We start from the raw sequence: 12,574 nt of genomic DNA, 5'->3' as shown, positions 1-12,574 counted from the left end.
CATGCCCAGGACGCCCCCTTGAAACTGAGCTTTGACGTCGACCGGGGGCCGGGCGAGAAGGCGGCCTTCGGGCTGATCGTCCTTCTGGTCGACGAGACCATCGAGGCCGAATTCCGCACGATCTTCACCCTCGACGGCGTCTCGCTTTTCCACTCAAGGATCGAAAGCGCGCCGGAGGTGACGCATTCGACGCTCATGCGGATGAAGGAACGGCTTACGGACGCGGCGGCATTCCTGCCCGCCAACCGGCCGCTGGACGCGATCGGCTATGCCTGTACGTCCGGCGCCACGGTGATCGGTTCGGATGCGGTCGAGGCGGCCGTGCGCAAGGCCCACCCGCAAGCAAGCGTGACCGATCCCGCCCGCGCGGTCATGGCGGCACTGAAGCACATGAACGTCACCAGGCTCGGCATTGTCTCGCCCTATGTGGAAGAGGTTTCGGGCGCCATCTGCGATCTTCTGCGGCAAAACGGCCTGGAAACCTTGGCCGCCGGCTCCTTCGGCCAGGCGGAGGAGGCGGTTGTCGCGCGCATTTCGCTGAAATCCGTTGAAGAAGCCATTTGCACGGTCGGCAGCGACCCGCAGGTCGAGGCGGTATTCGCCTCCTGCACGAACCTGCGCACGTTCCCGGTCATCGAGCGCTCCGAACGGCGTCTCGGCAAACCTGTGATCAGCTCCAACCAGGCGCTTGCCTGGCACATGATGGTGCTTGCCGGGCTGCCATCCGGCGGCGCCGGACCGGGCCGGCTGTTCAACGATTGACGGCGGGCAATCCGGTGAATCGGGCCCTCCGCGGGCAACCAGTCGCACGAGAAACAACGCCGGTGTCGCATTCCTTGTTGACTTGAGTTGATTTCCGGGCAAAAACACCGCCGTCTCAGGTTTGACGATTGCGAGTTCCGATGCCCCGGCTGAAAGCCGACATTCTGGATATGATGTCCCTAGCCCTTGCCAGCGCCATGTTCATGCGCGGCGAGACGCGGACTGCTGCCGCAACCGCTGTTAAACCCACAACCAAGACAACCAAGACCACCGCCTGACGGTGCCGCTCATCCCGCCTCCCCGGGGATGGGAGGCGCCGAGAGCCGGCGACGCTCATCTTGCAGCGAGCGGCCGGCGAAGCGGGGAGACGGACAAGGACTAGTCGAAAATGGGTTTCAAGATCGCAATTGCAGGCGCTACCGGCAATGTCGGCCGCGAAATGCTGGACATTCTGGCCGAGCGCGGCTTTCCGGCAGACGAAGTCGTCGCTCTCGCCTCCCGCCGCTCACAGGGCACCGAGGTCTCCTTCGGCGACAGGACGCTGAAGGTCCAGACCATGGAGAACTATGATTTCTCCGACACCGATATCTGCCTGATGTCCGCAGGCGGCACCATTGCCAAGGAATGGGCTCCGAAGATCGGCGCCAAGGGCTGCGTCGTCATCGACAACTCGTCCGCGTGGCGCTACGACTCGGACGTGCCGCTGATCGTGCCCGAAGTGAATGCCGATGCCATCACCGGCTTCTCCAAGCGCAACATCATCGCCAACCCGAACTGCTCCACCGCGCAGCTGGTCGTGGCGCTGAAGCCGCTGCATGATTTTGCCAAGATCAAGCGCGTGGTCGTCTCCACCTACCAGTCGGTTTCCGGCGGCGGCAAGGACGCCATGGAAGAACTGTTCAACCAGACTCGGGCCGTCTTCGTCAACGACCCGATCGAGCCGAACAAGTTCACCAAGCGCATTGCCTTCAACGTGATCCCGCATATTGATGTCTTCATGGAAGACGGCTACACCAAGGAAGAGTGGAAGGTGCTGGCCGAAACCAAGAAGATCCTCGATCCGGCGATCAAGGTGACCTGCACCGCGGTCCGCGTTCCGGTGTTCATCGGCCATGCCGAGAGCGTCAATATCGAGTTCGAAAACGAGATTTCAGCCGACGAAGCGCGCAACATCCTGCGCGAGGCGCCGGGCTGCCTCGTCATCGACAAGCAGGAAGACGGCGGCTACATGACGCCGTACGAGAGCGCCGGTGAAGACGCGACCTATATCTCCCGCATCCGCGAGGACGCGACGGTCGAAAACGGTCTCAACCTTTGGGTCGTCGCCGACAATCTGCGCAAGGGTGCTGCCCTCAATACCGTTCAGATCGCCGAGGTTCTGATCAACCGCGGCCTGATCACCCCGAAAAAGGCAGCCGCCTGAACAATCCGCAGCGGGCGCCCGCCCGCTGCATCCCCTTTACCCTCTCAGAACACTCTCCTTCCGGGTTTCCGTGCCATGCCCACGTCGTTTGCCGGGTCATTCCAGGAATACAAGACAACATCGCCCGGCGCCCGTTTCACCGACTGGCTGGCCGCACGCGCCGAACCCTACTGGTCCCAGGCAACCGATCACGCCTTCACGCAGGCGATCGGTAACGGCTCTATGCCCGAAGACGCTTACGCGCGTTACCTGATCGAGGACTACACCTTCATCACCGACCTGGTGTCGACACTCGCGTATCTGGTGGCCAAGGCGCCCGCCATGTCCTCCAAGACCCGCCTTGCCGGCTTCCTGGCCCTGCTGACGTCCGAGGAAAACGACTATTTCCTGCGCTCGTTCGAAGCCCTCGGCGTCGCCCCCCAGACCTATCAAGCCGCGGCCCAGGGCCCGGTAACCCGTGCTTTTGCCGATCTCCTGCTGTCGGCATCCGCAAACGGATCCTACGAGGAAGGGCTTACCTGCCTGCTCTGCGCGGAATGGTGCTATCTCACCTGGGGCCGGCGCGAGGCGCAAAAGCCGCGGCCGGACGCGTTCTACCTCGCCGAATGGATCGATCTTCACGCCGTTCCCGGATTTCAGGACTTTGTCGGCTGGATCCGCACGGAAATGGACCGGCTCGGACCCGCCCTCCCGGAGGGTGATCAGGAAAGGCTGGCCGGGCATTTCCGCCATATGAGCGCTTTGGAAGTCGCGTTTTTCGACTTTGCCTGGACCGGAGCCACTCCGGATCTTGCAGAGGAATTTCCGCGGATCTGACAGTCCATGTTCCTCTATGAGGCCGCCGCCCTTGGCGCAGCCGCTCTCTGGGCGCTGACGGGCCTCCTCTCCGCCGCTCCCGCCCAGCATCTGGGCGCCATTGCCTTCAACTGCACGCGCATGGTGGTCGTCGCCCTCATGCTGTCGGCCTGGGTGGCTGCGACCACCGGCTGGGCCACCATCGAAGCCGTGCATTTTCTGCCGCTGGTCGTGTCTGGTTTCATCGGTATCTTCATGGGCGACACGGCTCTTTTCCTGACGCTGAACCGGATGGGCCCGCGCCGCACGGCCATGCTGTTTTCGCTGAACACTCCCATGTCCGCCATTCTGGGCTGGCTGCTGCTGGACGAGCACTTGACGCGAATACAGGTCTTCGGCATCACCCTCACCTTCCTCGGGGTGCTGCTCGCCATCCGGTTCGGCAAGCGCAAATCCCAGCTGCATAAATGGGAGAGCGTCCGCGGCCCGCTGTGGATCGGTATTGTCCTGGGGCTTGCCGCGGCCCTCTCCCAGTCCGTCGGCTCGCTCATAGCCCGGCCGATCATGGAAAGCGGCGTCAATCCCGTCGCGGCGTCGAGCCTGCGCGTAGGGATCGCGGCCCTTGGCCTCCTCGCACTGACGCGCCTGCCGTACTCATGGGTAAAACCGGCAGGCAAGCTGACCCTGCCGGTTTTCGGCATCGTCGCCGTGTCCGGCCTGCTCGGCATGGGCCTCGGCATGACGCTGATCCTCTTCGCCCTGTCCGGAGGCGAAGTCGGCATCGTGGCAACCCTTTCGGCAACGACTCCGGCGCTGATGCTGCCGATGATGTGGTGGCGCACCCGGGAGTTTCCCGCCCTCGGCGCATGGGCCGGCGCGGGCCTGGCGATCGCCGGAAGCGCGCTCCTGTTCACGGCCTGACGGCGATACGGGCTTCTACTGCCCCTAAAAGACCATGGCCTTGAACGGCACCGCCGCTGCGCCGATGGCTGGCGCGTGATCATTCACTTCGCCGGCGATGAACTTGGGCAGCGGGTGCGGCACGCCGTAGCGCGGCCGGTCGTAGATCTCGGTTCGGGCGATCAGCATCGTCGTCAGCTCGCGCGGCACCTCGCCGCCAAAGACGATTGCCTGGGGATCGTAGACGCCGATGATCGCATTGATGATGCGGTTATAGACGGGGACGGTGTCGTCGAGCCATTCCGCGACCCCGGGCCAATCGCCCTTGAAGGCCCGGCGCAGATGCGCGATCGAGGACATGGCCAGGCCATTGGCCTCCAACTTGCTGACGAGATACTTCAGCGCCGGACGGCGGGCGATTTCGTCAGGTTGGAGAATGCAGGCAAATTCGCCCGCATTGTAATGCCCGCCGGTCAGCAGTTCGCCGTCATGGATCAACGCGCCGCCGAAGCCGTAGCTGATGAACAGATAGGCGAAATTCCGCACGTGGCGGCCGACGCCGAACATGGATTCAGCCACGGCCGCGGTCTGGCTGGCATTGTAGATCCAGATCGGCTTGCTGAACTCGGCATTCAGCAGCGGCCCGAGTTCGATCAGCGACCATTCATGCAGGGGCAGCGGCGCGTTGTAGCGCGTGCCGCCGACATTGTAGCCGGCGATTGCAAAACCGATCCCCAGCAGCGCATCCTCCGAAAGACCGCAGCGTACGCTCAACGCGGAGATCAGCGAGCGCATCTGTTCCAGGGCCTGCGCCATCGTTTGCCCCGTCACGGCAATTCCTTCGCGCGCCAGAACCTTGCCCGACATGTCCATGAGGCATACGCCGATCTCATCGGCGTTGAGCGAAATACCGCAGGAATAGGCATAACCGCCGTTGAGGCGCAGGGTCGGGCTGGGCTGTCCGCGGCCATGCCCGGGTACCGGCGCCCCCTGCACGACCATGCCGCGCTCGGTCAGCGCGTCGACGATTCGATAAACCGACTGCTGCGTCAACTCGACCTGACCGGTGACCGCAGAGCGTTGCACGCCGGGATGACGCCAGATCAACCGCAGGATTCTGCGTTCGTTTTCTGAAACGATTTCACGCTCGCCTCGCGGGGCAAACCGGCTGGGAAGCGGAAAATGGGGAACAAATGTCATTCTGGCGGCACAGGCATTTTTACAGATTGAGAGTGATTAACTCCGCAGATCTCTTATATCACGACCTGTTCAGAATCTCCAAGGAAATACAGATGTTTGGAAGAAATTTGCGGCATTGAACAGAAATGGCTTTCCTTTACGGGAGTGACATGTTACACTCTGTGTGTAAATAAGACTGATGGACATAAATTGCTTCACAAGAGAGCCGGTCCATCGGCAAAAGAACAAGTGACAAGCAACAGCAGTGGCGAAGGCAGCCTTCACCAACTGCCTGTCCCGCAGGAGCTGAACAGAAATCCGGCACGTCCTCCCATGCCGGATTTCATGAAGAAACCCCACAGCTCCTGCGGGATTTTTCCGAACTCTTGAGAAGGAAAGAGACAGATGCTGTCCCGCCGCTCCTTCCTGACCACGTTCGGCGCCGGTATCCCTGCCCTGGCGCTATTGCCGGCCCGTGCCGAGGCCCCATCGAGACTTTCACTGGCGTGCGTCTATTACGATGATGTGGCGCCCTATTCCTATCTCGACACGACAACCAACACCGTGAAGGGCATCCTGCCCGACCTGCTGGACGCGCTTGCTGAAACCGGCGACTATTCGCTCACGCATCGCGCCTATCCCTGGGCACGTGCTCAAGGCATGGTGGCCACGGGAACCGCCGATGCATTCTGCTGCCCGGTTACGGCCGATCGCTCTGCCTACGTCCATTTCGCCCCAACCCCGGTCCTCACCCTTGCCCACGCCCAAATATTCTTCGCCGCGGACAATCCCAACGCAGATGCCATCCGCGCCGCGACGCGCATAGAACATCTCTACAAGTTCAGGACGGTCGATTTCGTCGGCAATGGCACGGCCGACCGCATCTGGAAGCGCCATCCGCGTCGCATTCAGGTGTCCGAGATCAGTTCCATTCTGGCGATGCTGGCATCAGGACATGCCGATTTCTATTTCGCCGACCCCATGGTAACCCGTTTCAAGCTGCGGGAACTGGGGCTGCTGCACAGGATCACGAGCATTCCCGGCGCATACGTGGAAAACGCCCGCAGGAACGACATGAAATTCGGCCTGAGAAAAACCTTTCCCGATGCACGCGCAATCGTCGAAAAGGTCGACGAAGACATCCGCAGCCGTATCAGCCCCAGCCTCCATGCGGACATCGTTGCCAGATACACCACATTGGCAACGGATTGCGCGGACGCAGTTTCCGGCAAGGGCTGAACCCAGGTTCCGCACCTTTCCGAGTTAGACGGCGTCCTCGCCTATTGCTCGAAGAAGCCCTTTGGCGTTTCATCCTTCAGGAACGGTTCGATGAATCCCATCAGCATGTCCGGCTGACTGATGACCGCCGTGTGACTGGTGGCCGGCATGATTGCGAGACGGGATTCTGGAAGCGGCTCTCCCATGTCGCCCATGATGCCGCCGCCCAGAAGGCGGAACATGGCGACGGAATGCTCGAGCGTCACGACGTCCGCATCGCCGGCGATGATCAGCACGGGCATCTCGATCTCCTTAACATCCGCCTCCCAGGCCATAGGCTCATGCTCCAGCGAGATCAGCTTGCTGACAAGCTCGGGAAACCCGTCCGGATTCGGAGCCAGCTTCTTGTAGTCTTCCGCAAATGGCATGGAGACGAACATGTCCACCGACATTTTCGGAATGAACTCGCGAAAGGCAGGCTGCCAGCCCTCCACATCATAGGCGACCGAGGCCAGGACGAGCCGATCGATCTTCACCGGATGGCGGATCGCCAATTGCAGCGCCGCCGCCGCGCCCATCGAATAGCCGAAGACGTCCGCTTTCGGCAGGTCTACGGCCTCCATGAAGGCAGCCACGTCATCAGCCAGATTGGGATAGGTGATCGGGCGGTCGATATCCGTCGTGCGGCCGTGGCCCTGGAACTCCAGCGCATACACCTTGTGGGTCTCGGCCAGCATCGGGATGATCTCGCCCATCGAGTTGATGTTCATGTAGGCGCCGTGCAGCACGACCAGCGGCTCTCCCTCCCCGGAGACCTCGTAATACATTTGCATGCCGTTGACCTCTATCCGGTTTCCCTCGCCGGACGGGGTTTCCGCGGCAAGGGCCGGACCGCTTGCGAGAAGCAGAACGGCACTGATCATCGAGCGAAACATGAAGTCTCTCCTTTCAATGCAATGGACCGGCGCGCGGCCCTTTCGAGTTCCGATGGGTTCCGGTCTCCCGCCCGTCCTGCAGGCAGGGGCAAAGCGGGACCGGAGCGTTAAGCGGCCTCATCCGCCGCTTGTCAGCGGTCGGCGAACAGCAGTTCCACGTAACGGTAAAGATGGTCGACGGACTCCGCGGCGCGCTGGGGATCTTCGCTTGCCTTTGCCAGGATGAACGCGCCCTGGAGGACAGCCTGGGTATGGAGCGCCAGCGACTGCGCAGTCCAGTCTCCCCTGATGCCGTGCGCATCCATGGCGGCCTGGATGTAGGGCACCAGCGTGTCCGCATGGCTCGAAATCCCCTCCCAGCACGCGGCCCGGATCGCCGGGCTGGTCCCGTAGGTTTCCTGGACCATGGTTCCGAGGAGACAGGTGAACTCCGCCAGCTCGCCGCTCAGCAGATCCTTGCGGAACGCGATATAGGCAAGCACACGCTGGAGCGGGTCTTCCGGCTCGTGATAGGGCGCTTTCTCGAACAGGTCCCCGGTCATCTGCGACCAGTAGGCCGCCGCCGCCACCGCCCAGTCCTCCTTGCTCTTGAAATGATGAAAGAAGCCGCCCTTGGTCACGCCGGCTTCCGCGCAGATCTCATCGATATTCGTTGCTGCATAGCCCTTGGCGCGGACGATCTTGAGCGCGGCAGCCAAAAGTTTGTCTTTTGCGGTGACCCGCTTTGCAGTTTCTGTCATATCGGTTCTCCATTCATGGTCATGCATACCAACTAGTCGGTACGAATGTCAAGAATGGAAACCCCCGCGCTGTCGGGCAGTGCTCAGGATACCGGCCTATGAGCCACGGCATTAAAAAGGAAAGGCAGAGCGGCAGTCAATTTATTAGGGCGATTTTCAAAGCAAATTCGAATTACTTTGCAAACTACTAGCAACAACTTTGTTGTATTTCTTCTGGTAAATACATTTTACTTATTTCACTTGACCATGATCCTTTCATTTAATACAATATCTTTATTGTAACTTGCTTTTGAGCTTTCTGACACTCCCCATGTCAGCTCCAATCCACTCGGCAACACCTTGGGCAGCGTGCCTCAGCGCGCTGCCTTTCTTTTGGCGACTGTCGGGAATGCGCCGTAGCGGCAAACATCAGGGAGGATAGTTATGTGCAATATCTGTTTCATGGTCGGCCGGCCGGCGATATTCGCGCCCGTGCCGGGATTTGCCTGCGATAACGGCGACTTCCAGGACTTCCAGCCCCATCCAGACCCCACCATCTCCGCATCGGAACTCGAGCCGTCCTTCGCGTCGTCCGCGACGAATGACGACACGGCGGCAGCTTCCTTGCCGGCCTACACTTATGACCAGATCGCCGATCAGCTGACGGACGGCTATTGGGAAGACCTCGGCGAGAGCCGCAGGTCCTTCGATGCGGCAGCAGAGGGCACCATCACGGCCGACATCACCGGGCTGACCGCCGAAGGTCAGGAGCTGGCGCAGAGTGCGCTGGGGGCCTGGAGGCTTGTTTCAGGACTCAGCTTCGAGTTCGTCTCGGGCGATGCGCAGATCACGTTCGATGACGAAGAGACCGGCGCCCATACGACCTGGAACGTGAGCGGGAACACCATTCTCTCCGCCTCCGTCAACGTGCCCGCCTCGTTTCTGAGCAGCTACGGCGCGGACATCCCGAGTCAGACCCATCTGAGCTATCTGCGCGAAATCGGCCACGCACTCGGGCTGGGCGATGCCGGAAACTATGACGGCGACCCGATCTACGGCGTTGACAATCATTATACCAACGATTCCTGGCAGGCGTCGGTCATGTCTCCCTTCAGCCAGACCGACAACACGACAATTGACGCTAGCTTCGCCTATCCGGTCACGCCGATGAGTGCGGATATCCTCGCTATTCAGGACCTTTATGGCGCCCCGGACAGCAGCAACCCGGGCTTCACCATGTACGGGACCAACCCGGGTGGCTACCCGGCCTCTTATCTTGTCGAGATCCCTTCCGATGCGGCCTACACCATCTACGACAGCAACGGCGACGATCTTCTCAACTTTATCGGTGACGATCACGACATCACCGCCGACCAGCGGATCGATCTCCGCCCCGAAGGCATCTCCGATGTTGCCGGAGGCACCGGCAACCTGATCATCGCCCGCGGCACCATCATTGAAAGAGCCTATGGCAGCCTGGGCAACGACACTCTTATCGGCAACGACGCCGACAATACGCTGGTCAGTTACGAGGGGGACGACACGCTGCTTGGCGGTGTGGGTGACGATCGCCTGAACGGATGGGATGGTCGCGACCTGATGTCGGGCGGCCCGGGCGACGACACGATCATGGCCGAAAGCGATGACGTTTTCTGGACCGAAGACGGAACAGCGATGGATATCGGCGGAGAGGGCCGGGACTGGCTCGTCATGAGTGACGGCTCCCGCTTCGATACCGACGCCCTGTCCCGGTTCGGCATCGAGCGCTTCAGGGGCGCCGAGCTGGACGATCATGTTGTCGGCGACGACCCATCGGTCGACTACGAACTGACGGGACGCGACGGCAATGACACGCTCGTCGGCAACGCCGGAAACGACATGCTGATTGGCGACAATGGAGACGATATTCTCCGAGGCGGTGCCGGCGACGATGTCCTGCAGGGCGGGGTATGGGGCCGCGACAAGCTTTACGGCGAAGAGGGCAACGACACGCTGCATGGTGGAAAAGGCGACGACATTCTCCACGGCGGCGCGGGCAACGACGTACTGCGGGGCGGGATATGGGGCCGCGACGAGCTTTACGGCGAAGAGGGCAACGACACGCTCCATTACACCAGCGGCGATCGTTTCTGGGACGATCACGTGCCGATAGACGTCGGCGGGGACGGCATCGACAAGCTGATCATCGAGGACGGATCGAAGTTCAACACCGTCGGCTTGTCCTGGTACGGCTTCGAAGAGTTCCAGGGGGCGGAAAAGGCTGATCGCGTCTATGGCAACGACGGCTCCGTCGACTACTGGATGGACGGCGGCGGCGGCAATGACGACCTTCGCGGCGGTGCGGGCAACGACACGCTGTTCGGCGGAGACGGTGACGACCTCCTGATGACCGGCGCCGGCAACGACACCCTGACCGGCGGTAACGGCAATGACACCATGCACGGAGGCGCCTCTGAAGGAACGCAGATCCTCCGCGGAGGAGAAGGTGACGACACCTATTTTGTCTCTTCACAAAGCCGCGAGACCTGGATCGACGAAAAAAACTCCGAAGGAACCGACACGCTGGTCTTCGAGGATCTGAATCCCGGCTTTGACTTCTGGATTAGCGGCATTGAAAGGAGCGATACTTTGGTTCTGATCTGGGGGGATGGCGCTACGGCAAATGCGGTCCACATCAGCACCGATTACTACGGCGACATAGGTGTCGAATACCTGGAATTCGCGAACGGAACGATCATGACTCCGTTCGACTTCACCTACCCCCCACCCAATCCCGGAGGCTGGAACGGCGACGACTGGCAGAGCTGACTGCAGCGACAGCGGTCGGCCAGGTGTTTAGTCCCCCGCCAGCAGATCCGGCATGAAGGGCAGATCCGTCACCCCGATATCGATCCCGGCCTGGGTCAGGAGGGTGGAGAGCTGGCCGCGGTGGTGGGTCTGGTGATTGAACATGTGCAGGACCAGCAGCCAACGCGGACGCTCGCGGGAGACGCCGTCGGTGCTGCGGGCCCAGGTCATCGGTTCGGCCAGCCAGTCCGGCGTCAGCTGACCGGCAAAGGCCGCAATGTCGTCGCACATGGAAAGGTGGGCGGCCTGCAGCTCATCGAATTCGTCGAAGATGTCTACGCCCATGCCCCGGGTCTCATACGTCCTGCCCGTAAAACGGCCCATCCAGACCCGATCCGCGAACAGAATATGGTTGAGCGTGGAATGCACGGATTTGAAGAAGGCGCCGCGGTCTTCCTTCCGCTCCGAATCGCTCAATTCTCCAGCGGCCGTATAGGCCTTGTCGGTCATCCAGGTGTTATAGGCGGCCATGCGCTGAAATAGGGCCGGATCGGGCTGCATGAGGTTGTCTCCGGTTCGAGATGCCGTAAGGCAAGAGCCTCAGGACATATGGGAACGATCCGCTACTCGGCAATGCCGGGAGCATCCGGCCCCGCCTTTTCGAAACGCTGGCTCTCCGGGTTCATCACCCTCAGCTCAGCCGAACCGACATCGAACCAGGCCCCGTGCAGCTGCAGGGCGGCGCCCTGGACGGCTTCCTCGATGAACGGAAAGGTCAGGAGATTCTTGAGCGACTGGCGGATACCCGCATATTCCATGGCCAGTTGCGGATCGTCGGCCTTGTCGATGGGCATGCAGGCCATGGAGATCGCGGCCGGCTCCAGCAGCTTGATCCAGCGGCCGATGAACTGGCCGGTCACCATCGGTGCATTGGCGTTTTCGCGGAAGGCTTTCACGCCGCCGCACTGGCCGTGACCCATGATGACGATATGCTTGACCTTGAGGCCCTTGACCGCGAACTCGATCGCGGCGCTGGTTCCGTGCTGGCCCTCGGTATCCTCGTAGGGCGGCACAAGGTTCGCGACGTTGCGGACGACGAACAATTCGCCCGGCCCGACGCTGAAGATTCCTTCCGGGGCCACACGGCTGTCGCAACAGGAAATCACCATCACTTCAGGCGTCTGGCCGTAAACCGCCAGGCGTTCGTGCGTCTCCTTGTAGCGGACGAAGCCCTTGCCCAGATAACGGCCGTAACCTTCCAGGAGATGTTTCGGAAAATTCAACACCCGTGCCTCCAAATCAGTCTGCCCGTCTCCGGACCGCGGCGCGGCGGGAGGGCTGTCTGGAGGCATAGATAAGGGTTAACGTCCGGCAGGCCAAGGGGCTTTGACCGTTTGGATTATGGTGCCGCGCCGGCGCCGTGCCGCTCAGGTTGCCACGTTGACCTCGTGGCGCTCCTCGTCGGTCTTGTGGTCTTCATAGGCGTGGCGGATATTGTCCGCAGGGCGCCAGTCGACGGGTCCGCTCAGCGGATGGACCGGCCCGTGGTCTATGCCCGGCTCCAGAACCCTCAGCGCAGCCGCCCGGTAGGCGGCAACGCCGTCCAGCGTGTGATTTACGGTGTGATGGGCATCGACGAGCACCGCCGGACGGTCGTCCGGCAATCCGGTGTCATAGCCCCGGCGCTCAGCTTCTTCAGGCTTCCTCTTGCGGTCGTGGCCGGTGCCGTCGCCGTCCCGGTCCGCCGGGTATTCCGTAGCATGCGCCACAACCTGGGCCGAGAGCGGCCTTTCAATCGTTGCCATTCCGGCCTCCTGGCCTTCACGCAATCACCGCCTTCTGGCGGAACACACCGA

The 12,574-nt window shown here is 61.5% G+C and carries 12 protein-coding genes; 6 read left to right on the top strand and 6 right to left on the bottom strand.

Annotation, left to right across the window (positions count from 1 at the left end; genetic code table 11):
- Window positions 1-18: 18 nt before the first annotated feature.
- The 4 genes from ON753_RS22665 (at window position 19) to ON753_RS22650 (ending at window position 3,901) form a co-directional block, all read left to right on the top strand.
- Entirely contained in the window at window positions 19-762 is a 744-nt protein-coding gene (locus ON753_RS22665; protein ID WP_265965717.1) for a maleate cis-trans isomerase family protein, read from the top strand.
- 388 nt (window positions 763-1,150) lie between these two features.
- Window positions 1,151-2,185 (top strand): aspartate-semialdehyde dehydrogenase, encoded by a 1,035-nt coding sequence (locus tag ON753_RS22660; RefSeq protein ID WP_265965714.1) that lies wholly within the window; start codon window positions 1,151-1,153, stop codon window positions 2,183-2,185.
- A gap of 75 nt (window positions 2,186-2,260) precedes the next feature.
- Window positions 2,261-3,001, top strand: a complete 741-nt coding sequence (locus ON753_RS22655; protein ID WP_265965711.1) for a TenA family protein — start codon at window positions 2,261-2,263, stop codon at window positions 2,999-3,001.
- A gap of 6 nt (window positions 3,002-3,007) precedes the next feature.
- Window positions 3,008-3,901 (top strand): DMT family transporter, encoded by an 894-nt coding sequence (locus tag ON753_RS22650; RefSeq protein WP_265965709.1) that lies wholly within the window; start codon window positions 3,008-3,010, stop codon window positions 3,899-3,901.
- Between the two features lie 24 nt (window positions 3,902-3,925).
- On the opposite strand, the gene ON753_RS22645 is transcribed toward ON753_RS22650, so the two are convergent.
- Window positions 3,926-5,080, bottom strand: a complete 1,155-nt coding sequence (locus ON753_RS22645) for an ROK family transcriptional regulator (RefSeq protein ID WP_265965706.1) — start codon at window positions 5,078-5,080, stop codon at window positions 3,926-3,928.
- A gap of 384 nt (window positions 5,081-5,464) precedes the next feature.
- On the opposite strand from ON753_RS22645, the gene ON753_RS22640 reads away from it, so the two are divergent.
- Window positions 5,465-6,298 carry a substrate-binding periplasmic protein gene (locus ON753_RS22640; RefSeq protein ID WP_265965703.1) on the top strand — a complete coding sequence of 278 codons (834 nt, stop codon included), beginning with the start codon at window positions 5,465-5,467 and terminating at the stop codon, window positions 6,296-6,298.
- Window positions 6,299-6,339: 41 nt separating this feature from the next.
- Here the strand turns inward: ON753_RS22640 and ON753_RS22635 are convergent, their stop codons facing one another.
- Together ON753_RS22635 and ON753_RS22630 are read right to left on the bottom strand one after the other, a co-directional pair.
- Window positions 6,340-7,212 carry an alpha/beta fold hydrolase gene (locus ON753_RS22635; RefSeq protein ID WP_265965700.1) on the bottom strand — a complete coding sequence of 291 codons (873 nt, stop codon included), beginning with the start codon at window positions 7,210-7,212 and terminating at the stop codon, window positions 6,340-6,342.
- A gap of 131 nt (window positions 7,213-7,343) precedes the next feature.
- Window positions 7,344-7,952 (bottom strand): TetR/AcrR family transcriptional regulator, encoded by a 609-nt coding sequence (locus tag ON753_RS22630; RefSeq protein ID WP_265965697.1) that lies wholly within the window; start codon window positions 7,950-7,952, stop codon window positions 7,344-7,346.
- Between the two features lie 423 nt (window positions 7,953-8,375).
- Between ON753_RS22630 and ON753_RS22625 the strand changes: the two genes are divergently transcribed.
- On the top strand, window positions 8,376-10,739 hold the full coding sequence (locus ON753_RS22625) for a M10 family metallopeptidase (RefSeq protein WP_265965694.1): 2,364 nt from the start codon (window positions 8,376-8,378) through the stop codon (window positions 10,737-10,739).
- A gap of 27 nt (window positions 10,740-10,766) precedes the next feature.
- Here ON753_RS22625 and ON753_RS22620 read toward each other — a convergent pair whose 3' ends face one another.
- The 3 genes from ON753_RS22620 to ON753_RS22610 form a co-directional block, all read right to left on the bottom strand.
- Window positions 10,767-11,279, bottom strand: coding sequence for a DinB family protein (locus ON753_RS22620; RefSeq protein WP_265965691.1), 513 nt, complete (start codon window positions 11,277-11,279; stop codon window positions 10,767-10,769).
- 62 nt (window positions 11,280-11,341) lie between these two features.
- Window positions 11,342-12,004: a carbonic anhydrase gene (locus tag ON753_RS22615; protein ID WP_265965689.1), complete on the bottom strand. Its 663-nt coding sequence runs from the start codon at window positions 12,002-12,004 to the stop codon at window positions 11,342-11,344.
- Between the two features lie 141 nt (window positions 12,005-12,145).
- Window positions 12,146-12,523: a hypothetical protein gene (locus ON753_RS22610; RefSeq protein WP_265965686.1), complete on the bottom strand. Its 378-nt coding sequence runs from the start codon at window positions 12,521-12,523 to the stop codon at window positions 12,146-12,148.
- Between the last annotated feature and the right edge of the window lie 51 nt (window positions 12,524-12,574).

The sequence above is a fragment of the Roseibium salinum genome (genome assembly GCF_026240905.1).
GTDB classification, from domain to species: domain Bacteria; phylum Pseudomonadota; class Alphaproteobacteria; order Rhizobiales; family Stappiaceae; genus Roseibium; species Roseibium salinum.
The sequence above is the reverse complement of the archived record's forward strand: the minus strand, read 5'-3'. Positions and strand labels throughout refer to the sequence as shown.